13 protein-coding genes are annotated in these 20,048 nt (G+C 69.8%); 10 read left to right on the top strand and 3 right to left on the bottom strand.

The features are described 5' to 3' along the window. Positions 1-178: 178 nt before the first annotated feature. A complete protein-coding gene (locus ACFW0G_RS38755; protein ID WP_378330498.1) occupies positions 179-9,259 on the top strand; it encodes a LamG-like jellyroll fold domain-containing protein in 9,081 nt (3,026 codons plus the stop codon). Continuing rightward, positions 9,256-9,750: a HEAT repeat domain-containing protein gene (locus tag ACFW0G_RS38750; RefSeq protein WP_378330497.1), complete on the top strand. Its 495-nt coding sequence runs from the start codon at positions 9,256-9,258 to the stop codon at positions 9,748-9,750. Before ACFW0G_RS38755 ends, ACFW0G_RS38750 begins: the two co-directional genes overlap by 4 nt. A gap of 98 nt (positions 9,751-9,848) precedes the next feature. On the opposite strand, the gene ACFW0G_RS38745 is transcribed toward ACFW0G_RS38750, so the two are convergent. Beyond that, complete coding sequence (locus tag ACFW0G_RS38745; RefSeq protein ID WP_378330496.1) at positions 9,849-10,535, bottom strand: peptidylprolyl isomerase; 687 nt, start codon at positions 10,533-10,535, stop codon at positions 9,849-9,851. Between the two features lie 26 nt (positions 10,536-10,561). Next, positions 10,562-10,816, bottom strand: a complete 255-nt coding sequence (locus ACFW0G_RS38740; protein WP_378330495.1) for a DUF2631 domain-containing protein — start codon at positions 10,814-10,816, stop codon at positions 10,562-10,564. 96 nt (positions 10,817-10,912) lie between these two features. Between ACFW0G_RS38740 and dxr the strand changes: the two genes are divergently transcribed. The 3 genes from dxr to ispG all read left to right on the top strand — a co-directional run bounded on the left by dxr (position 10,913) and on the right by ispG (position 14,604). Further along, positions 10,913-12,118, top strand: a complete 1,206-nt coding sequence (gene dxr / locus ACFW0G_RS38735; protein ID WP_378330494.1) for a 1-deoxy-D-xylulose-5-phosphate reductoisomerase — start codon at positions 10,913-10,915, stop codon at positions 12,116-12,118. A gap of 4 nt (positions 12,119-12,122) precedes the next feature. Further along, on the top strand, positions 12,123-13,334 hold the full coding sequence (locus tag ACFW0G_RS38730; protein ID WP_378330493.1) for a M50 family metallopeptidase: 1,212 nt from the start codon (positions 12,123-12,125) through the stop codon (positions 13,332-13,334). Between the two features lie 118 nt (positions 13,335-13,452). Beyond that, entirely contained in the window at positions 13,453-14,604 is a 1,152-nt protein-coding gene (gene ispG, locus ACFW0G_RS38725) for a flavodoxin-dependent (E)-4-hydroxy-3-methylbut-2-enyl-diphosphate synthase (RefSeq protein ID WP_378330492.1), read from the top strand. A 4-nt stretch (positions 14,605-14,608) separates the two neighbouring features. Here ispG and ACFW0G_RS38720 read toward each other — a convergent pair whose 3' ends face one another. Further along, the gene (locus ACFW0G_RS38720) at positions 14,609-14,863 is read right to left on the bottom strand and encodes a hypothetical protein (RefSeq protein WP_378330491.1); all 255 of its coding nucleotides are present in this window, start codon (positions 14,861-14,863) and stop codon (positions 14,609-14,611) included. Positions 14,864-14,976: 113 nt separating this feature from the next. On the opposite strand from ACFW0G_RS38720, the gene ACFW0G_RS38715 reads away from it, so the two are divergent. The 5 genes from ACFW0G_RS38715 (at position 14,977) to map (ending at position 19,945) form a co-directional block, all read left to right on the top strand. Further along, positions 14,977-15,804: a helix-turn-helix domain-containing protein gene (locus ACFW0G_RS38715; RefSeq protein ID WP_378330490.1), complete on the top strand. Its 828-nt coding sequence runs from the start codon at positions 14,977-14,979 to the stop codon at positions 15,802-15,804. A 4-nt stretch (positions 15,805-15,808) separates the two neighbouring features. Continuing rightward, a complete protein-coding gene (locus tag ACFW0G_RS38710) occupies positions 15,809-16,213 on the top strand; it encodes a VOC family protein (RefSeq protein ID WP_378330489.1) in 405 nt (134 codons plus the stop codon). A gap of 80 nt (positions 16,214-16,293) precedes the next feature. Further along, positions 16,294-17,148 carry a GNAT family N-acetyltransferase gene (locus ACFW0G_RS38705; RefSeq protein ID WP_378330488.1) on the top strand — a complete coding sequence of 285 codons (855 nt, stop codon included), beginning with the start codon at positions 16,294-16,296 and terminating at the stop codon, positions 17,146-17,148. Between the two features lie 86 nt (positions 17,149-17,234). Beyond that, positions 17,235-19,052: a penicillin-binding transpeptidase domain-containing protein gene (locus ACFW0G_RS38700; RefSeq protein WP_378330487.1), complete on the top strand. Its 1,818-nt coding sequence runs from the start codon at positions 17,235-17,237 to the stop codon at positions 19,050-19,052. A gap of 38 nt (positions 19,053-19,090) precedes the next feature. Further along, positions 19,091-19,945, top strand: a complete 855-nt coding sequence (gene map / locus ACFW0G_RS38695) for a type I methionyl aminopeptidase (protein WP_378330486.1) — start codon at positions 19,091-19,093, stop codon at positions 19,943-19,945. Positions 19,946-20,048: the final 103 nt, after the last annotated feature.

Here is a 20,048-nt window from a genome sequence, read left to right as displayed (position 1 = left end):
CCGCGGGGGGTTGGGTGCGGCTGACACCGATCGCCACGTCTGCGGGGGGGGGCCGCGGCCCAACCCCCTGTTCGGCGGGGCGGGGGGGGGCCCGCCCCCGATCCCCGCGGCCGCGCCGGACGTCCCCGATTCCTTTTCGCCGGATTCCTTTTCGTCGACTGACTTCGAGGGGGTCTCGATGTTCGCTCGTCATACTTCACCCGCCCGTGCCCGGAAGATGCTCACCCGGCCTTTGCTCGTCCTCGTGCTGCTGGCGCTCCTCGCCGGAGTGATCGGTCCCGCCGGCAACTACGGGACCGGCGGCCGGGACGACGACGCGGTTCGCCTGGCCGAAGCCATGGCCAAATCGCCCAAGCAGCAAGGCGGAACGGCCGCCGGGCAGCGGGACGAGGCGGGCGGCGCGCCGAACGTCGCCGGCCCGGCGTCGCTGCAGTCGAAGTACGCCCCGATCGCGCCCGGAGCCGAGAAGGCGGCCACCAACCGGGTCAAGGTCGAAACGCCGCCGGTGCGGGCGACCGGATACGACGAGAAGACGAGCAAGGAACTGCCGGAGCGGCGTACGTCCACCGAGCGGACCTACGCCAACGCCGACGGCACCCACACCACCGAGTTCAGCCAGGACCCGATCAACTACCGGACGCCGAACGGTGCGTACCAGCCGATCGACACCACGGTCGTGCCGAAGGAGAACGGCACGGGCTGGCGCAACGCCGGCGACAGCATCGGGGTGGGGTTCGCGGCGGCGGGCTCCCCGGATTCCCTGGTGGACCTGAAACTCGACGAAGAACACGGGTTCGGTTTCGGTGTCGCCGACGCGGCAGGGCCGGCGGGACAGGTGTCGGGCAGCAGCGTCAGCTACCGGGCGGTCCGCGAGTCCGCCGACATCCGGTTCGACGTCGTGCCCGGCGGTCTGAAGGAGACACTGGTCCTCGCCGGTCCCCAGGCGCCGACGGTGTGGGAATTCCCCTTGCGGCTCAAGGGCCTCCGTCCGTCGCTTGTGGACGGCCGGGTGGCACTGCTCGACACCGCGGGCCAGGAGCGCGCGCGGATCCCGGCGGGCTTCATGACCGACGCCGCCCGCGACCCCGCGAGCGGGGAGGCGGCCCTGTCCCGCGGCGTGACCTACCGGCTCGTGGAACGTGCCGGGAAGACCGTGCTGCGGGTGGAACTCGACGCGGCCTGGTTGCGCGATCCGGCCCGCAAGTACCCGGTCGAGGTGGACCCCAGCGTCGACACGACGGCGTCGAACGGTGGCACCGTGTTCCAGAACGGGAGCCGTCTCGACGGGTCGACCGAGCTGAAGGCCGGGACGACCGGTCCGCTGCGGGCCGCCAGCTACCTGTCCTTCGGCGGGGTCGAATCCCGGCTGCGCGACCACAAGATCCTCGGCGCCCAGCTCACCCTCAAGAACACCTGGTCGTGGTCGTGTCAGCCGCGCCCGCTGACGGTGCACGGGGTCACCGCGCCGTGGAACACCGCGAGCGGCTATCCGGGACCCGGCTACGGCCCGGCGCTGGCCGATCCTTCGTTCGCGCGTGGCTACATCGGCCGCCAGCAGCACGCGTCGAGCTGCCCGTCCACCACCGAGCTCATCCCGCTCGGACCGGCGGGCCGCGACCTGGTGCAGCGCTGGGTCACCGGCGCGAGCCCCAACTACGGGCTGACGATCCGTGCTTCGGAGACCGATCCGTACGGCTGGAAGAAGTTCACCGGGCACAACACCGCCAACCCGCCGCGGCTGTTCGTCACGCACTCCGCCTACGACGCCGAGTACCGCGTCGACCGGGGTGTTCCCGAGCCACCGGTCACGCGCACGCAGGGCGGCAAGGTCCGGATCACGGTGACGAACCGGAGCGCCGAAACCTGGCGTGCGGCCGACTACGCGCTCGGCTACCGCGGCTTCACCGCCGCCGGAGCGCCGGTCGCCTCCCAGGAAGCCGCCGGCCTGCCCCGCGACGTTCCGCGCGGCGAGTCGGTCACGCTGGACGCCACGATCGGCGCGATCGAACCGGGGGACTACCTCTTCGACTTCAGCATGCTCCGCCGGGGCGGCCCCTGGTTCACCGACGAGCAGGTCCCGCCCACCCGCCTCGCCATGACGGTCTTCGACGTTCCGCCGATCGTGAAGGCCCAGTACCCGCCGAACGGCTATTCCGCGCAGACGCTGACCCCCCAGCTGTGGGTGGACGCCGTCGATGTCGACGCACCGGTGTCCTCGGCGTTGAAGTACCGCTTCGAGGTCTGCGAGGACTATCGGAAGCAGCCGGACGGAACGCTGACCGGAGTGTCCTGTGTGGACTCCGGCTACGTGGGCAAGCGGACGTGGAACGTCCCGGTCGGTGCCCTGCGGTGGAGCAAGGACTACCAGTGGCGTGCCTTCGCCTACGACGGTCATTCCGAGAGCGAGAAGCTCACCCCGAGCCACCTGCTCACCGCGGTACCCCAGCCGGAGATCACGTCGCATCTGGCCAACGCGCCCTACAGCGGGGCGCAGCGTGACTTCGATCCGCAGACCGGCAACTACTTCTCGAGCGCCATCGACGCGGCTCTCCAGGTGACCGGACCCGAGCTGAACATCGCGCGCACGTACAACAGCCTTGATCCCCGGCGGGATCTTCTGTTCGGCTCCGGCTGGTCGACGCGGTACGACATGAAGGTCGTTCCCGACGAAGACGGTTCGGGCAACGTCGTGGTGACCTATCCCGACGGGCAGCAGGTCCGGTTCGGGCGTAACCACGACGGCTCCTTCGCCGCACCGCCCGGGCGGCAGGCCAACTTCCGCGTCGAGGTCGAGGCGAACGGTGGCGGCTGGGTCCTCACCGACAAAGCTTCGACGCTGTACCGTTTCCGGCCCGACGGCCGGCTCATCGCGGTGTACGACCAGGCCGGGCACTACGTCGAGCTCGACTACAGCACCCCCGAACGCCTCAAGCGGATCATCAGCCGCACGAGCGATCGGATCCTGTACTTCACGTGGACCGGCAACCACGTGACGTCGGTGTCGACCGATCCGATCGACGGCAAGCAGCTCACCTGGACCTACAGCTACGACGGCGACAAGCTGACGAAGGTCTGTGATCCGAACAACGGGTGTACCAGCTACGACCACGTCTCGGGTTCGCACTACCGGAGTTCGGTGGTCGATTCGCGGCCTTCGTCGTACTGGCGGTTCGGCGAGACGAACGGCACCGTGGCGGCGAGCCAGAACGGGCTCAAGCTCGGCAAGGACAACGGAACCTACAAGGACGTCGTCCTGGGTCAGCCCGGTCCGCTGAAGGACGGCGCGGACACCGCCGCGTCGTTCAACGGCACGTCGTCGGTGGTCACCGTGCCGGACGGCCTGGTGCGCAAGAATCGTGACCTCGCCATCGAGATGTGGTTCAAGACCACCCAGGGCGGGCCGCTGTTCGGCTATCAGCGGGCACCGATCGGCAGCACGCCCACCGGCGCGGTGCCGGTGCTCTACGTCGGGACCGACGGCAAGCTGCGCGGGCAGTTCTGGAACGGGGGCGTCGGGCCGATCACCTCGGCGGAGGCCGTCAACAACGACCAGTGGCACCACGTGGTGCTTTCCGGGTCGCTCGCGACGCAGACGCTGTACCTCGACGGGCGGAAGGTCGGCAGCGCCCAGGGCGAGATTTCGCACGACGACGTCGTCTACAACCAGATCGGCGCCGCCTACACCGTGCCGCCGTCGGCCTGGCCGGCATGGGGTACCGAGCCGCGCCGCTTCTTCTCCGGCCAGATCGACGAGGTGGCCTTCTACGTGTACCCGGTCGGGCCCACGACCGCGCAGGCCCACTTCCAGGCAGGCACGGGCGCCGACTACCTCGCGAAGATCACGCTGCCGAGCGGCCGGGTCGCCGCGCAGCTGTCCTACAACACCGCCGCCGACCGGCTGGCCGAGGTCACCGATCGGGACGGCGGCCACTGGAAGCTCGGCGTCCCGGTGGTGACCGGCACCGAGGGCAACCTGATCCGCACGACCCAGATCTCCGATCCGGGGAACCGCCCGCATTTCTACGACTACGACCCGATGCGCGGCCGGATCCTGCGTTATGTCGCGCCACTGGGACTCGGGCTGCGTCCCGAGGATCGTCGCGACAGCACGGGAGCGCCCGCTCCACCGGAACCACCGTGTGACCCGTCGGTGCCGCCCAAGCCGGGCGAACCGTCCTACTGCGGTGGCCCGGTCAACGGTGGCGGCCCCTGGGTGGGCGGCCCGGTCACGGGACTGGGCGTGCGGACCTACGACTACGACGACAAGGGTTTCCAGACCACCGTCGGCGACGAACTCGGCAACGTCCAGGTGTTCACCAACGACGAGCGCGGCAACGTGGTCGCGCGCAAGTCGTGCCGGGTGTCGCCGGGCGACTGCCAGACCAGCTACTACAGCTACTACCTGAACTCCACCGACGTCACCGATCCGCGCAACGACAAGCTGTTGTCGGCGAAGGACGCGCGTTCCTCCGGCCCCGGTGACGCGAAGTACGCCACGACGTACACCTACACCGATCTGGGTGTGCGCGGCCTGGTGCAGACGAAGACGACGCCCGACGGCGCGACGACCCGGTACCGGTACACGGAAAGCTCCGACGCCGCCGTCGGGGGAGGCAACACCCCGGCGGGCCTGATCGCGCTGATCACCGACCCTCGTGGTGGCGAAACGCGGTACTCGTACTTCCGTAACGGTGACCTCGCGCAGGTCGTCGATCCGGCCGGGCTGACCACGACCTACACCTACGACGTGTTCGGCAGGCGGCTGACCGAAACCAAGAAGAGCGACGCGAACCCCGGCGGCCTGACGACGACCTACGGCTACGACGCGCTCTCGCACCAGGTGTCGGTCACGAGCCCCGGTGTGGTCAACCCGATCGACAACGTCACGCACACCGCGCAGACAGTGTCGGCCTACGACCCCGACGGCAACCTCGTCCGGACGGAGGCGAAGGACCTGACCGGCGGGGACGCCGCCCGGGTCACCGCCTACGCCTACGACAACTTCGGCCGCCGCAGCCAGGAGACCGACGCCGAGGGCGGTAACACGTTCTACGGCTACGACCCGTTCGGCAACAAGACGTGGATGGTCGATCCGGGCGGGAACAAGTACGAATACGGCTACACGGCGCGCAACGCCCTGGCCGAGGTCCGGTTGCGTGCCTGGCACGGCCAGGCCACCGACCCGTCCACCGGGGCCGGGGACCAGGACGGCGAAGGGGACACCTCGGCACTGCCGACCCTGGTGCTCGACTCCTACGGGTACGACCTCGCGGGGCGCCGGATCCGGCACACCGACTCGGTGGGCCGGACCACCAAGTACCAGTACTTCGACGACGGCAGGCTGTGGCGCACCATCGCCCGTGACGTCCGGGACCCGGACAACCCGAACGCGGCGAAACGCGACATCAAGCTGGAGGAGCTCAGCTACGACGCGGCGGGCAACGTCGTCAAGCGGCTGGCGCCCGGTGGCCTGGTCACCACGTACGAATACGACGCCACGGGGCGGGGCACCGCGCAGACGGCAGATCCGGGCGGGCTCGCCAACCGTGTGGAGTGGACGTACGTGCCGGGAGGCGACGTCGCCAGGACACAGCACACCGGTGCTAGCTCGAACAGCACCCGGGTCGACGTCGGCCGCGTCGAGACCGTCGAGTACGGCTACGACGTCGCGGGCAGGCAGACGAGCACGTCCGTGGTGAACGGTTCCTCGGGCAAGCTCACCACCAGCTACACCTACGACCAGCGTGGCCTGGTCACCTCGATCACGGCACCGCGCGGCAACGCCGAGGGCGCCGATCCCGCGCAGTTCACCACGAACTTCGAGTACGACGGGTCCGGGCTCACCAGCTCGGTCGTCTTCCCACCCGCCGCGGCGGAAAGCGGTGGGGGACAAGCGGTTCAGACTCGTGCTCGCGAGACGACCGGCTACAACGCCTTCGGCGAGCCCACCGGCGCGCGAGACGCGAACGGCAACGTCAGCGGCACGACCTACGACCGCGTGGGCCGGGTCGTCGAGCAGGCGTCACCCGGCTACCGCAAGCCCGGCGAAAGCGCCGCGGCGAAAGCGATCGCCAAGACGCGCTACGACGCACAGGGCAATGTCCTGTCGAAGACCGATCCGATGGGCGCGACCACGCGGTTCCGCTACGACCAGCTCAACCGGCTGGTGGAACGCGTCGACCCGAAACCCGACGCGGGAGACCAGCCGGGCGGGGTCTGGAGCTACACCTACACGACCGCGGGCGAGCGACTGTCCGAAATGGACCCGACAGGGGCCAGGACGGAGGCGACCTACGACGATCTCGGCCGTCAGATCACCGCGACGAAGCTCGAACGGCGCCCGGAACCGGCGGCGTACACGACCCAGCTCCGCTACGACGACGCGGGCAACCTCGTTTCGACCATGTCCCCGACGGGTGAGGTGACGAAGCACGCGTACGACGTGCTCGGCCGGCGCGTCTCCACCACCGACCCCGCGGGAGTGGTCACCCAGCAGGGCTACGACCTGTCCGGGAACCAGGTCCGGGCCTCCGACGGTCTCGGCCGCACGACCTACCTGACCTTCGACGGCGCGGGCCGCAACACCGGGGCCTATTGGTACGCCCCGGACGAGCACCTCCTGCGCAAGGCGTCGGCGGGCTACGACCAGGACGGCAACCGGATCTCGGTGACCGACGCGCTGCTGCGCACGACGAAGTTCGCCTACGACAACCGCGGGCGGCTCGTGCAGCAGCAGGAACCCGTGTCGGACAAGGAAACCATCACCACGTCGTTCGGCTACGACGCGGCGGGGAACCGAACCCGCAGCACGGACGGCCGCGGCAACGCCACGATCCAGACCTACAACGCGCTGGGGTTGCCGGAGTCGGTCGTCGAACCCGCGACCGCCGCTCACCCGAACCCCGCCGACCGCACCTGGACGGCGTCCTACGACCTCGACGGCCGGGCCCTGACTCTCCAGGCGCCCGGCGGGGTCACCCGCCAGCGGACCGTAGACACGTTGGGGCGCTTGACGGCGGAGACGGGTTCCGGGGCGGCCGAACCGACGACCGAGCGCAAGCGGCGTTTCGACGCCGCGGGGCGGCTGCTGGGCGTGAACACGCCGTCCGGTGAGGAAACCTTCACCTACAACGACCGTGGTGATCTGCTGACCAGCACGGGGCCGGTGACCGGAACGTCGACCTACGGCTACGACGCGGCCGGGCGACTGACCCAGCGCGTCGACGGGGCGGGGACGGCGACCTTCTCGTACACCCAGGGCAGGCTGGCGACCCAGCAGGACGGGCTGACCGGCGTCAAGCAGACGGTCGGGTACGACGGCGCCGGTGCGTTGGCGTCGGTCGACTACGGCTCCGGCCGGACGAGGACGTACTCCTATGACGACCTCGGCCGCCAGACCGGCGATGTGGTCAAGGGCTCTGACGGCGCGTCGCTGGCGTCGATGACCTACGGCTATGACGCCAACGATCGGCTCACGAGCAAGAAGACGACCGGGTTCGCCGGAGCGGGCGACAACGCTTACGGCTACGACTACGCCGGACGTCTGACGTCGTGGACCGCGGGCGGCAAGACCGTCGAGTACGGCTGGGACGCTTCGGGGAACCGGGTCAAGGCGGGGGACAAGGCCGCGACATTCGACGAGCGGAACCGTCAGCTGACCGACGGTGCGGACACCCTGCGGTGGAGTCCGCGCGGCACCCTGGAATCCCGTGGGGGCGTCGCGTTCGGCTTCGACGCGTTCGACCGTGCGGTCAAGCAGGGCGGCGTCTCGTTGTCGTACGACGGTCTGGACCGGACTTCGGGACGTAACGACAAGACGTTCTCCTACGACGGCCAGAGCCTGAACCTGACCTCGGACGGCACGTCGAGTTTCTCGCGGTCGGCGGGCGGCGACCTGCTCGCACAACGTCCGGGCGGCGGTGCGGGGCAGCTGGCGCTCACCGACCGGCACTCCGACGTCGTGGGCGGCCTTGATCCCTCCGCGAACGCGTTGGCGGGCTCGGCGAGCTTCGATCCCTTCGGCGTGAAGACCGGCTCGGCGGGGGCGACGTCGCCGCTGGGCTTCCAGTCGGACTACACCGATCCGGACACCGGCTCGGTCGACATGGGCGCGCGGTGGTACGCCCCGGGTACGGGGACGTTCAGTGCCCGCGACGACATCTCCCTGCCGGTGAGCCCGTCCGCGGCTTCGAACCGCTACACCTACGGGAACGCGTCGCCGGCCAACTACACCGATCCGGACGGCCACTGCCCGATCTGCGTCGTGATCATCATTCACGTCGGGGTCGAGGTCGCCATGGACCTCATCTTCGAGGGCACCGCGAACGCGCCCACCTATCACGGCAGCGCGGGCACCTACCGTACGGACGGCTGGAGCAAGAGCGATCGGGGCTGGAATCCTTCCTACCGGTCCTACTACTCCGACTCGGGTACTGCCGCGGGTCCCGCACCAGGACGTCGCGGGGGCCACGGGGTCGCACCACGCGGCCGGCACGGTCACGGTGTCGCCGCACCGCACGGCCGGCATGGTCACGGTGGCGGCTCCGCATGGAGGCCCGCCCCGCCGCCTCCGCCACCCCCTGGCATCAAGGCACGCCAGGACGCCTGGGAACGCGCCCTGCGAGTCGCCGACGCCATTCCCGCCGAAGCGCAGAAGAACTACCTGGTCGACGGGACGACGTCGAGCAACCCGAACCTTCCCGCCAGCCGGGTGTCCGGGACCGCGGAAGGCCTGCAGAACGCGGCCGAGATCTATCGGATCTTCCGGGACATCGTCCGGGGTCCCAACGGCGAAGTGGTGCAGAACGTCGAGCAGCTGCCCATGTCGGAGCTGGCCGCGCAAGGCAAGGTCGAAGTCTTCTACCGGGCCATGTCCAATGCGGAACTCGAGTCGTTCAAAAAGCGCGGAATCTGGCCCAAGAACGGGGAAAGCATGGTTACCCAGGAGTTGGATTACATTCGCAAGGCGATTCCAGTGAGTAATGCGGGCGATTACGACGTCTTGGTGACTATGTACACCGCTCGTGGGACAAGGCAGAAATTGCTAGACCGTGGAGCGATTAACAGGAAGAGTATAGCCGAGGAGATTCGGAATAGAGGCTTGGACTATCTTCCCGCGTTGGAGTCCGGAAATGTCGACCAGGTGCACGTCAAGGCTGAGCGGGACCATATCAACTACGGGCTGCGTGGAAAAGGTGTAGGATCGTCGGCTATGTTCAATGATCAGATAGTCGGCTACGATTGGGGTGCGCTGCCGTGACTTCGGATTTCGCGAAATTCGACGAATTCGTGCGCGCGACCAAGCCTGGAGGCCGGAGTGATCTCAGTTTCCTGGCGGAAACTCCCCGCGTCGAAGAGTTGATCACTCGTGGGCTGCGGGAAAATCTGGCCCGCTCCGACTGGCGATGGTTCCAGACCTATCTTTCTCTGGCCGGGAAACGCCCCTCGGTCCAGTATGTGCCGGTGTTCGCCGAAGCGTTGGATCTGCGTGACGGGGGTGTCAATCCGGGGGACGTGCTCGCCTACCTGCTTGACATCAAGGATCCTTCGTCAGTGCCCGCGATCGAACGGGCGTTGCACTGGCGGCCGGACTGGGACGAGTTTCACGATCTCGCGTTCAAGGCGCTCGACGCATTGCTGGCGATCGACGACGATGCGGCGTGGCGGGTGATCGAGTCGGTGCGTGACGACGACAGGGAGCGTGTCCGCGAGATCGCGAGGCGGGTTCTGGCGAGGCGCGCGAACGGCTGACCGGAGTCGAAACGGCGAAACAGCGGAACGGCGGTACGCGGAAATCAACGCGTACCGCCGTTCCGGCTGTGCTATCCGGCGAACAAATTCGCCGAACCTCAGAAGCCGACGGTGGCTCGTTCGATCTTGACCGGCTTGGCCGGGAGACCGTCGAGCGGGCCGCGTTCGCTCGGGATGATCCCGGCCGCCACGATCCGGTCCAGCACGTCCATCCCGCGCACGACGCGCCCCATCACCGAGTAGTTGGCGGGGATGTGCGCGAACGAGTGGACGATGAAGAACTCGCTCCCGTTCGTGCCAGGGCCCTGGTTGCCCATCGCGATGGTGCCGCGCGCATAGGTTTCCGCGCCCGAGACCTCGTCCGGGAACTTGTAGCCGGGGCCGCCCTTTTCGACCTCGTGGATGTCGCCGCACTGCAACACCCCGAGGCGTGCCGAGTTCGTCAGTCGCCAGCACTGCGAGTGATCGTAGAACCGCTGGAGCACCAGGCTCGCCAGGTTGTGCACCGCGCACGGCGCCGCGCCGGCGCGATCGAGCCGCACGGTCACCGGGCCGTAGTTGAAGCGGAACGTCACATCGACGCTGCCGCGCGTCAGCGCGAAGGGGAGCGGGCGCAGCACTGGTCGCGCCGCGGGGTTCTCGGGCGTCGGGGTGAAGGAACACCGCGTGACCGGGAAGCCCCCGGAAGCGGAGCCCTCCGACGTCGGAGCCGCCGACGCGACGGCGGGTGCCACCAAGGTGGCCAGTAACGAGACGACGGCAGCGATACCCCAGCGCGGCTTCATGACCCGCAAAGTTAGCGGGTCACGGACTACTTGCGCCAGGCCGTGCGGCGCTTGCGGATGTCCAGGATCAGCAGCAGCACGATGAACGCCGCGAGCCCGACCAGCCAGACGTTCTCGGTGTTGTTCTCGTGGTTGCCCTTGAGCATCAGCAGCAGGATGATCGCGCTCACCCAGCCCGCGATCCGGGTGGCCCTCGGGAACTGGCCGTGCCAGCCCCACGCCGCCGACGGCTCGTCGCGCGGGTCGACCTCGGGCCGCTTCTCGACCGCCTTGCTCACCACGATCAAACTCCTTGAGACCCGGACCAACACGTACACCCGGATGATCCCACACCGGGCCGGGAGCCACCGACAGGACCCGGGCGATAATGGCCCGCGATGACTACTTCGCGAAGTGTGCTCGTGCTCGGCTCGACCGGGTCCATCGGTGTCCAGGCGCTCGACGTCGCGGCCCGCAACCCGGCGTTGTTCCGGGTCGCCGGGATCGCCGCGGGCGGCTCGGATCCCCAGGCGCTCGCCGCGCAGGCGCTCGCGCATCAGGTCGACGCGGTCGCTGTGACGAAACCCACCGTGGTCGAGGATCTGCAGCTCGCGCTGTACGCCGAGGCGCAGAAGCGGGGCTACTCGCGCGGGGAGTTCCGGATCCCGCGGATCTTCGCCGGTGCCGACGCGGTGACCGAGCTCATCGACGCGGTGAACGTCGACGTCGTGCTCAACGCGCTACCCGGGTCTCAGGGCCTCGAGCCGACGCTGAGGGCGCTCGCCACCGGCGCCACGCTCGCGCTCGCCAACAAGGAATCCCTCATCGCGGGCGGTCCGCTCGTGCTGGCCGCGGCCAAGCCCGGTCAGCTGGTGCCGGTGGACTCCGAGCACTCGGCCATCGCGCAGGCGCTGCGGGCGGGCCGGGACGCCGAGGTCGCCCGGCTCGTGCTGACCGCGTCCGGCGGCCCGTTCCGCGGGCGCACCCGTGCCGAGCTGGCGGACGTCACCGTCGAGCAGGCGATGGCGCATCCGACCTGGTCGATGGGGCCGCTGATCACGGTCAACTCGGCCACGCTGGTCAACAAGGGCCTCGAACTGATCGAGGCGACGCTGCTGTTCGGCATCCCGGCCGAGAAGATCGACGTGACCGTCCACCCGCAGTCCATCGTGCACTCGATGGTGACCTTTGTGGACGGCTCCACGATCGCCCAGGCCAGCCCGCCGGACATGCGGCTGCCGATCGCGCTGGCCCTGCACTGGCCGGACCGTGTTCCCGGCGCCGCCCCGGCCTGCACCTGGGACAAGGCCGCGAGCTGGACGTTCGAACCGCTCGACGACGACGCCTTCCCCGCGGTCCGGCTGGCCCGCCACGCGGGGGAGCTGGGTGGTTGCGTCCCGGCGGTCTACAACGCGGCGAACGAGGAACTGGTGGCCGCCTTCCTGGCGCAGAACACCAGCTTCACCTCGATCGTGGACACTGTTTCCGAGGTGGTGGAAGCCGCCGACGAATGGCGTCGCGAGCCACGCGACGTCGAAGATGTACTCGCGGCCGAGCGCTGGGCTCGCGCGCGTGCCGGATCGATGATCGGTAAGGGGAAGTAGCGCGGTGGCCTATATCTTCGGGGTGGTGCTGTTCGCGCTGGGGATTTGTGTCTCGGTGGCGTTGCATGAGGCGGGGCATATGGTGTCGGCGCGGGTGTTCGGGATGCGGGTGCGCCGGTTTTTCGTGGGGTATGGGCCGACGGTGTTTTCGTTCCGGCGAGGTGGGACGGAGTATGGGCTGAAGTGGATTCCGCTGGGTGGGTTTTGTGATATCGCGGGGATGACGGCGTTGGATGAGGTGACGCCGGAGGAGTCGCCGAGGGCGATGTGGCGGTTCAAGACCTGGAAGCGCACGGTGGTGATGTCGGCCGGGTCGATCACGCACTTCATCCTGGGTTTCGTGGTGCTGTACCTGATGGCCGTCACCATGGGCCTGCCCAACCTGCACCCGAACACGGAGCCGATCCTCGCGTCGACCTCGTGTGCGCGGGCGGCCACCACGACCGACCAGGTCAACAACGGCAAGTGCGCGCCCGCCGACCCGATGCCCGCGGCCGCCGCCGGGCTGCTGCCGGGTGACAAGGTGCTGTCGGTCGGCGGGAAACCGACCCCGACCTGGACCGACATGCTCAACACCGTCCAGGCGTCGAGCGGGCCCACGGTGTTCCAGATCCTGCGTGACGGACAGACGCTGACCCGGACCGTGGACGTGCCCAGGGTGCAGCGGCTGACCAGTGACGGGAAGGTCCGCGACGTCGGGATGATCGGCGCGTCGCCGGTCAACCCGCCCGGCCTGATCAGCTACGGCCCGATCGACGCGGTCGGCAAGACCGTGAGCTTCACCGGCACGATGTTCTCCGAGACCGCGAAACGCCTGGTCGAGTTCCCGCAGCGGCTGCCGGCCGTGTTCACCTCGATCTTCGGCGGCGAGCGGGATCCGAACACGCCGGTCAGCGTGGTCGGCGCGAGCCGCATCGGCGGCGAGGCGGTGGAACGCGGGCTGTGGCCGCTGTTCTTCTTCCTCCTGGCCAGCTTCAACTTCTTCATCGGTGTGTTCAACCTGCTGCCGCTGCTGCCGATGGACGGCGGGCACATCGCGATCGTCTGGTACGAGCGCATCCGGGACTGGTTCCGCAAGCTGCGGGGCAAGGCCGCGGGCGGACCGGTCGACTACACGAGGCTGTCGGCGGTGACGCTCGTGCTCGTCGTCATCGGCGGCGGGATCACACTGCTCACCGTGACCGCGGACATCGTCAACCCGATCCGTTTGCAGTAGTGCCGCGCACCGGTCGGGTCGTGGCCCGGCCGGTGCGCTTCGCACCGGCCGTAATGCTGCTCACCGTCACGGTTGACTTGGTGAAGGCTCCCCGGTCGGAGTAGGTACGCTGGGGACCGTGACCGTCGCGCTAGGTATGCCAGCCCTGCCACCGCCCGTCCTCTCCGAGCGCCGCCCTACCCGCCAGCTGCAGGTCGGGCCGGTCGGCGTCGGCAGTGAGTACCCGATCTCGGTCCAGTCGATGACGACGACGCTCACCGCCGACGTCAACGCCACCCTCCAGCAGATCGCCGAGCTGACCGCGGCCGGCTGCGACATCGTGCGCGTCGCCTGCCCGTCGGCCGACGACGCCGAGGCGCTGCCCGCGATCGCGAAGAAGTCGCAGATCCCGGTGATCGCGGACATCCACTTCCAGCCCAAGTACGTCTTCGCCGCGATCGAGGCCGGGTGCGCCGCGGTCCGGGTGAACCCGGGCAACATCCGCAAGTTCGACGACCAGGTCAAGGAGATCGCGCAGGCCGCGAAGGACCACGGCACGCCGATCCGGATCGGGGTCAACGCCGGCTCGCTGGACAAGCGGATCATGGACAAGTACGGCAAGGCGACGCCGGAAGCCCTCGCCGAGTCGGCGCTGTGGGAGGCGTCGCTGTTCGCCGAGCACGACTTCCACGACATCAAGATCTCGGTCAAGCACAACGACCCGGTGGTCATGGTGCGGGCCTACGAGATCCTCGCCGCGCAGTGCGACTACCCGCTGCACCTCGGCGTCACCGAGGCCGGTCCGGCGTTCCAGGGCACGATCAAATCCGCCGTCGCCTTCAGTGCCCTGCTGCGTCAGGGCATCGGCGACACGATCCGCGTGTCGCTGTCCGCGCCGCCGGTGGAAGAGGTCAAGGTCGGCACCCAGATCCTGCAGTCGCTCAACCTCCGCCCGCGCAAGCTGGAGATCGTCTCCTGCCCGTCGTGCGGACGCGCGCAGGTCGACGTCTACAAGCTGGCCGACGAGGTCACCGCGGGCCTCGAGGGCATGGAGATCCCGCTGCGCGTGGCCGTGATGGGCTGCGTCGTCAACGGCCCCGGCGAGGCACGCGAGGCCGACCTCGGCGTCGCGTCCGGCAACGGCAAGGGCCAGATCTTCGTCAAGGGCGAGGTCATCAAGACCGTGCCCGAGCACGCGATCGTCGAGACCCTCATCGAGGAGGCCATGCGCATCGCCGAAGAGGCGGGCGAGACCGCCGGTGAAGGTGAGCCGGTCGTCACCGTCGGATGAGGGCCTAACCCTGAAGGTGGTGCTGGGCGGCGTCGCGGATCTGGATCTTGACGTTCTCCAGCGCCGCGGTCAGCTCGTCGACCTGCTGCCCGGCGAGTTCGATGGCGCCCTGGATCGCGATGGCCGTCGACGTCTCGCCCAGCACCCCGAGTACAAGGGACCGCAGGTCCTCCAGCTCGCTCTTGGTCGCCAGCGCGACCCCGGTCGGGACCTGCTCGGCCAGCTGCTCCAGCTGATGTGCCTGCTCCTGGATGGTCATCGGTCGTTCCTTTTGTGCGGCGGGGACGTGTAATGGGGACGAGAACGCCCTCGTCCGTGTTAGCAAACCTCGGTGAAGTCCCGCTGCCGAACAGCACGGCCTACGCTGGGCGCATGAGCGTCAGCTGGGCCGTCCGGACGCCGCACCCGGTGGTGCGGCCGCTGGTCGCGCGCTACGTCGGCTACGCGCAGCAGAACGTCACGCTGCCGGTGCACCGCGGCCTGCCGTCACGCCATGTGACGCTCATCATCAGCCTGGAGCAGCCGGTGCGGATGGCGGGCCCGCGTCCCGAGTACACGAAACGCGCGCAGGCCTTCGTCGGCGGGCTGCACACCGAAGCCGTCCTGATCCAGCAGGACCTCGTCCAGGCCGGGATCCACCTCGAACTCGACCCGCTCGGCGTGCGGACGCTGCTCGGCGTCACCGCGGCGGAACTGAGCGGTTACGTCGTCAGTCTCGACGAACTGGGTTTGCCGGATCTCGCGAGCCTGCCCGAGCGGCTCGTCGAGGCGCCGACGTGGCAGCAGCGGTTCGCCATCCTCGACGACGTCCTCGCCGCGCGGGCGAAGGAACTGGTCGAGCCCGCACCGGAACTCGACGAGGCCTGGCGGCGCATGCGGGGCACGGCCGGTCAGGTTCGCGTCGGCGAACTCGCCGAGGAGATCGGCTGGAGCCGGCGTCACTTCGGGGAACGGTTCCGCGCCGAAGTCGGTCTTGCCCCGAAGCAGGCCGCGCGGGTGCTGCGGTTCGAACGGGCCGGCGCGTTGATTCGTCGCGGCGAGCCGGTCGACCTCGCCGGGATCGCCGTCGCGTCCGGGTTCTACGACCAGGCGCATCTGTCCAACGAATGGCGGGCACTGGCGGGCTGCACGCCGCGGACGTGGATCCGGGAGGAGCTCCCGTTCCTCCAAGACTCCGACGTCTTCGGCGAACCAGACTGAGGACATGACCGAAACACCAGCACCGACTGTCCGGCCCGCGTTCCGCTACGACGACGCGCCCGCCGCCATCCGTTTCCTCGTCGACGTCATCGGGTTCCGCGAGGCCCTGGTGGTCTCGGGCGACGACGGCCTCGTCCAGCACGCCGAACTGCGCTGGCCCGAGGGTGGTGGCGTCATGCTCGGCAGCGTCAGGCCGGAACAGGACGGCGTGCACGACAGCATGAAACCCGGCACCGGCGCCGCCTACGTCGTTTCGGACCACGTCGACGAGATCCACGAGCGCGTCCGCGCCGCCGGTGCGGAGATCACCCTCGGCCTCCACGACACCGACTACGGCTCGCACACCTTCAGCCTCCGCGACCCGGAGGGCAACGCCTGGACCATCGGCACCTACCGCGGGGCGCCGTAGCCGCTGTACGCACCAGGTTTGTCCGAGCGTATACATAGGCTTGCGTTCCGTTCACGGGCTTCATCTGGCAGGCTAGACACGTGTTGCGGCTTGCAGGTGCACGGCTGCTCGATGATCGGGACTATCCGGCGGTCCGTGCCGCGCTCGCCGCCGACCCGGTGGGCAGCTGCATGGTCAGCGCCCGGGTCGAGGCTGCCGGTCTCGACCCGTGGCGGCTCGGTGGTGAGCTCTGGGCGGCCGATTCGCGGCCGATCCGCGCGTCCCGCCTGCAGGGGCTGTGCTTCTCCGGGCCCAACCTGATTCCCTTGCGCGGCAACGCTTCGGCGCTGCGTTCCTTCGCCGACCGGGCGCTGCGGCGCCAGCGCAACTGTTCGTCGCTGGTCGGCCCGGCCGAGCAGGTGCTCGGGCTGTGGGACGAGCTGTCCGGGGAATGGGGCCCGGCCAGGGAGATCCGGGACGACCAGCCGCTGATGGCGCTCGACGGGCCGCCGCTGGTCGCGGCCGACCCCCGGGTGCGCGCGGTCCGTCCGGACGAGCTCGAGCGCTACCTCCCGGCCGCCGTGGCGATGTTCATCGAGGAGGTCGGCGTCGACCCGCGCAGCGGCGACGGCGGCGCCAGCTATCGCGCCAGGGTCAGCGAGTTGATCGCGGGCGGGCGCGCGTTCGCCCGGTTCGAGGACGGCGAAGTCGTGTTCAAGGCCGAGATCGGCGCGATGTCGGCCACCGTCGGGCAGATCCAGGGCGTCTGGGTCCATCCGGGACGCCGCGGCGACGGCATCGGCACCGCGGGCACGGCCGCGGTCGCCACCCGCCTTGTCCGCGGCCTCGGCCGCACCGCGAGCCTGTACGTCAACGGCTACAACGCCCCCGCGCTCGCCGCGTACCGCAAGATCGGGTTCAAGCAGGTCGGCCAGTACGCGACCGTCCTGTTCTGACAGCCCTGTTCCGACGGCGCGTTCGCTCTTCCGGGTCGGCGTTGCGCACCCGCGACAGCCACGGCGAACTGGCACCATCCGGGCCCATGCGCCCCGCTCCACCGCGCCCTCGCCACCCTGCCCGACGTCGTACCGCGGGACTCGCGCTGGCGTTGCTGGCCGTCGTCCCCCTCACCGCGTGTGGTGCGCGGGAACCCGACGACGTGCTCGAAGGGTTCCTCGCCGCTGTCGCTTCCGGGGACATCGCCGCGGCGGCGGAGGCGACCGACGCCCCCGCCGCCGCCCGCGTGACGCTGACCCAGGTCCGTACCGCCCTCGCGCCGGAGTCGGTCGAGGTCACCGAACGGCACCTCAACAAGGCGGGCACCTCCGGGACCGGGACCTACCGGCTGACCTGGCGTCTCCCCGGCGGACGGCAGTGGTCCTACGCCGCTTCCGCGCAGGTGCGCTCCGCGCAGGACGGCTGGCAGGTGCACTGGCAGCCGCAGGTCGTCCACCCCGAACTCGAAGACGGCCAGAGCCTCGCGATCCGGCCGGCGCCCGCGCGGCTGGAGCCGGTCCTCGACCGCGACGGCGCTCCGCTGCTGCGGCCGCAACCCGTCGTCGGCGTAGTGGTCGACCCGGCGCAGACCTCGGACGCCGAGGACGTCGCCACCCGGCTCGGCTCCGCGCTGCACGCCGTGGAACCCAGCCTGACCGGGAAGTCGGTGCTCGACGGCATCAAGGCCACCAAACCCGGCGGCGCGTACCCCGTGCTCACCCTGCGCGCGAGCGACTACCAGCGGGTCAAACCGGCGATCCACGACCTGCCCGGCGTGCGCTTCAGCAGCCAGGAGCGGCTGCTCCCGGCCACCCGCGACACCGGGCGCCAGGTGCTGCCCGCGGTGCGGTCTCTCGTCGAGCAGCAGGCAGCGGACGCCGCGGGCTGGCGCGTGGTGAGCCTCGACGCCGGCGGGGGAGAGGCGGGCGAGCTGTACCTGCAGGCCGCGAAGACGCCGCCTGCGGTGACCAGCACACTGAGCGCGAAACTCCAGTCCGCGGCCGAAAAGGCGCTGGAGCCGGTACCGGCGGCCGCGGCGCTCGTCGCGGTGCAACCGTCCACAGGGGACTTACTGGCGGTCGCCCAGAACGACGCGGCCGACGAACAGGGCTCGCTCGCGCTCTCCGGCCGGTTCCCGCCGGGGTCGACGTTCAAGATCGTCACCGCGGCCGCCGCGCTGTCCGCGGGCACGGTGGGCGCCGGCAGTCCCGTCGACTGCCCCGGAACCGCGACGTTCGCCAACCGGACCGTGCCGAACGAGGGAGAGTTCGCCCTCGGTTCCGTGCCGCTCTCGACCGCGTTCGCCCGTTCCTGCAACACGACGTTCGCGCGGCTGGCCACCGACCTGCCGCCAGCGGCGCTCACCGACAGCGCTCGCTCTCTGGGCATCGGGGCGGACTTCGTCGTCCCCGGCCTGACCACGGTGACCGGCTCGGTGCCGCCCGCGGAGACGGTGGCGCAGCGCGCGGAGAACGCGATCGGCCAGGGCACCGTCGTGGCCAGCCCGTTCGGGATGGCGCTCGCCGCGGCCGCCGTCCAGTCCGGCAGGGTCCCCGTGCCGTCGCTGGTGCGGGGGCAGCCGGGGAAGGCGAGCGGCACCGGCCTCGCGCCGCGCCCGGAGGTGCTCGACGCGCTGCGCGGCATGATGCGCGAGGTCGTCACCGAGGGCACCGCGACCGGGCTGCGCGACCTCCCGGACGTCCACGGCAAGACCGGGACGGCCCAGTTCGGCGACGGGACGCACGCGCACGGCTGGTTCGTCGGATACGCCGGCGATCTCGCCTTCGCCGTGCTGCTCACCGACGCGGGCTCGTCGAAACCGGCGGTCGAGGCCGCGCGCCGGTTCCTGAAGAGCGGTTCCTGAGGAACACGGCCCGTGCGGGGCGTCGTAGGCTGGAGGGCATGTCCCGTGCTCCATTAACGCCCGGCGTCCAGACGCCGCGCCGCGCCGTCCCCGCCACCATCGCCCGTCCCGAGTACGTGGACAAGCCCGCGCCGAAACGGGACTCCGGCAACGGCGTGCGCACACCCGAGGTGATCGAGGCCATGCGGGTCGCGAGCCGGATCGCCGCGCAGGCGCTGGAGGAGGGCGGCAAGGCCGTCAAGCCCGGCGCCACCACGGACGACGTCGACAAGGTCGTCCACGAGTTCCTGCTCGACCACAAGGCCTACCCGTCGACGCTGGGCTACCGGCGGTTCCCGAAGTCGTGCTGCACCTCGCTCAACGAGGTCATCTGCCACGGCATCCCGGACTCCACGGTCATCGAGGACGGGGACATCTGCAACATCGACGTCACCGCCTACATCGGCGGCGTGCACGGCGACAACAACGCTACGTTCCTGGCGGGCGACGTCTCCGAGGAGGCCCGGCTGCTGGTCGAGCGCACCCGCGAGGCGACCATGCGCGCCATCAAGGCCGTGCGGCCGGGGCGGCGGCTCAACGTCATCGGCCGGGTCATCGAGTCCTACGCCAAGCGCTTCGGCTACGGCGTCGTCCGTGACTTCACCGGGCACGGCGTCGGCCCCGCCTTCCACACGGCGCCCACCGTGCTGCACTACGAGGAGCCCTCGGTCGAGACCGTGATCGAGGAGGGCATGACGTTCACGATCGAGCCGATGATCACCCTCGGCACCATCGACTACGACATCTGGGACGACGACTGGACCGTCACCACCAAGGACAAGAAGTGGACGGCCCAGTTCGAACACACCCTGGTGGTCACCGCCGACGGCGCGGAGATCCTCACCCTGCCGTAGCGGGCGGCGGCGGGGGGCGGGGGGCGCGCCCCCCCCCCCCCCCCCCAAACCCGGCCTGTGGATGGTGAGCCCCCCCGGGGCGCAGAAAAGATAGAGGCAGCCA

The sequence above is a fragment of the Amycolatopsis sp. NPDC058986 genome, from assembly GCF_042741125.1.
In the GTDB taxonomy this organism is placed as follows: Bacteria; Actinomycetota; Actinomycetes; order Mycobacteriales; family Pseudonocardiaceae; genus Amycolatopsis.
The sequence above is the reverse complement of the archived record's forward strand: the minus strand, read 5'-3'. Positions and strand labels throughout refer to the sequence as shown.

What these genes read in the sequence shown, in the direction of transcription:
- ACFW0G_RS38755 (WP_378330498.1), top strand. Translation starts at nt 179, where the DNA reads ATGTTCGCTCGTCATACTTCACCCGCCCGTGCCCGGAAGATGCTCACC.
- ACFW0G_RS38745 (WP_378330496.1), bottom strand. Translation starts at nt 10,535, where the DNA reads ATGAAGCCGCGCTGGGGTATCGCTGCCGTCGTCTCGTTACTGGCCACC.
- dxr (WP_378330494.1), top strand. Translation starts at nt 10,913, where the DNA reads ATGACTACTTCGCGAAGTGTGCTCGTGCTCGGCTCGACCGGGTCCATC.
- ACFW0G_RS38720 (WP_378330491.1), bottom strand. Translation starts at nt 14,863, where the DNA reads ATGACCATCCAGGAGCAGGCACATCAGCTGGAGCAGCTGGCCGAGCAG.
- ACFW0G_RS38715 (WP_378330490.1), top strand. Translation starts at nt 14,977, where the DNA reads ATGAGCGTCAGCTGGGCCGTCCGGACGCCGCACCCGGTGGTGCGGCCG.
- ACFW0G_RS38710 (WP_378330489.1), top strand. Translation starts at nt 15,809, where the DNA reads ATGACCGAAACACCAGCACCGACTGTCCGGCCCGCGTTCCGCTACGAC.
- ACFW0G_RS38700 (WP_378330487.1), top strand. Translation starts at nt 17,235, where the DNA reads ATGCGCCCCGCTCCACCGCGCCCTCGCCACCCTGCCCGACGTCGTACC.
- map (WP_378330486.1), top strand. Translation starts at nt 19,091, where the DNA reads ATGTCCCGTGCTCCATTAACGCCCGGCGTCCAGACGCCGCGCCGCGCC.